This window comes from Leisingera sp. F5, assembly GCF_001593695.1.
This window is the reverse complement of the sequence record NZ_LUKH01000946.1, coordinates 1-1,430: the sequence shown is the minus strand read 5'-3', so window position 1 is coordinate 1,430 and position 1,430 is coordinate 1. Positions and strand designations below refer to the sequence as shown.

Here is a 1,430-nt window from a genome sequence, read left to right as displayed (position 1 = left end):
GTGTCCAGCCGCGCGCCTTGCGCGACCTGCGGAGTGCCTCGCCAATTTGTGCGGCTGTTAGTGCTGTAAGTTCCATGACGCGGCCCTTTTACGCTACAGCGTAAATCAAACAAAATTACGCTACAACGTAAAAATATAAAAATTACGCTACAGCGTAATTCCCTAGCAACTGTATTTCTTAGGTGACCTGAGGGGACCATTTCTGACGCGCTTTGACGAGTGCGTTTGCGATTGCAACCAGCTTTCGGGCGACCGCAGTGATGATGACTTTCGTATTTCCATAGCCGGTGCGCAGGAGAAAACCGCGCTGCTCCACCATGAGGGCGATTGGATCCGGCCCTCGGGCATGACCCCCACGACCCATATCCTAAAGACTCAGCTCGGTGTGCTCCCAGCAGGCATTGACCTCTCCGACAGCGTCGAGAACGAATTCTTCTGCATGAGCTTTTGCCGCGCCATGGGCATGGATGTGGCTGAGGTCGAAATCATGGACTTCGAGGATGTTCGAAGCCTTGTGGTGACGCGGTTTGACAGGCACTGGACCAGGGGCGGCCGGTTGATCCGCCTCCCGCAGGAAGACTTCTGCCAGGCGCTCTCCGTGCCGCCCAGTCAGAAATATCAAATGGATGGCGGGCCGGGAATCGCGGAGGGGATTGGGCTGCTGACCGGAAGCGACGATCCGGAGGCTGATCAGCGCGCATTTTTCCGCGCACAGGTCCTGTTCTGGCTCTTAGGGGCGACGGACGGGCATGCCAAGAATTTCAGCATCGCGCTGCGCCCTGGCGGTTTCCGCATGACGCCGCTCTATGATGTGTTGAGTGCGCAGAAGGCCGTTGACGATGGACAGATCCGCCAGAATCGGATGCGCCTCGCCATGGCCGTGGACGGGCACTACCGGATCAATGAGGTTGTGCCGCGGCACTTCCTGCAGGCTGCCAAGGCGGCGGGGTATGGGCTTGCGCTAGCTGAAGAAGTTCTGCCTGAAATCGTTCTGCAGCTTGAGCCGGCCTTGGAAAATACCGTGGACAACCTGCCAGCTGGGTTTCCTCAACTTTTGTCGGAATCGATTGCCAACGGCATCCGAATACGGGCGAGCGCGCTTTAGGTGATTGGGGCAAGCCTTAACAGGCCGCTGAATTAGTCAGACCAGCGGGACGCTGTTCTCCCTGGTGGGATGAGTTCTCTCATCGATCTTCCGGATTGGGTGGCTGGAAGCAGGCCTGTGGCCACCTTATCCAGCCTCATACCGCCAGCAACCGGGGCAACCGGGCGAGATTTCCAGCGGCGAGCGTCAGAATGAAGCGCGACCGCACCCGCTCGACGCCGCGATAGACGGTCTGGGACATCCCGCCAACGGTCTTAGCCCAGCCAAACGCCTCCTCGATCCGCTTGCGGTGCTTCTGGGACAGGGCATAGCCTTTGTGCCGGGT

General features: G+C 58.8%; 2 protein-coding genes. One reads left to right on the top strand and one right to left on the bottom strand.

The window, feature by feature from the left end; translation table 11 throughout:
• The first annotated feature begins 169 nt into the window (after window positions 1-169).
• Window positions 170-1,105 (top strand): HipA domain-containing protein, encoded by a 936-nt coding sequence (locus A2I95_RS37715; protein ID WP_367153209.1) that lies wholly within the window; start codon window positions 170-172, stop codon window positions 1,103-1,105.
• Window positions 1,106-1,241: 136 nt separating this feature from the next.
• On the opposite strand, the gene A2I95_RS37710 is transcribed toward A2I95_RS37715, so the two are convergent.
• On the bottom strand, window positions 1,242-1,430 hold a 189-nt coding region (locus A2I95_RS37710; RefSeq protein ID WP_291737554.1), incomplete at its 5' end, for a transposase.